General features: G+C 47.4%; 1 protein-coding gene. It reads right to left on the bottom strand.

Features of this window, described 5'->3' with window-relative positions; translation table 11 throughout:
• A partial coding sequence (locus tag AAEY72_RS16395) for a hypothetical protein (protein WP_352311756.1) occupies nt 1-234 on the bottom strand: 234 nt, incomplete at both ends.

Below are 234 nucleotides of genomic sequence, written 5' to 3'. Positions count from 1 at the left end.
GTGTTGTTAACGTCGTTACCATTATTAATGCTGTCAATGTCTTGCGCATTCTGTCTATCCAGCGCTGCCAGCTCGCGATCAATCTCATCAGGCGTCATCATCTGATAGCCCTGCTGTTGCACTGTCGCCGCTTGCTGCTCCAAATCTTTATTTGCCACATTCGCCTGTGCGTCACTCAACTCGCCTACATCATAAAGGTCGTTATCCAAATCACTGGCATCATCGACATTATCA

Source organism: Psychrobacter sp. W2-37-MNA-CIBAN-0211, from assembly GCF_040309405.1.
GTDB lineage: Bacteria > Pseudomonadota > Gammaproteobacteria > Pseudomonadales > Moraxellaceae > Psychrobacter > Psychrobacter glaciei.
Note: the sequence above shows the minus strand (reverse complement) of the source record. Positions and strands in the feature narration are given on the sequence as shown.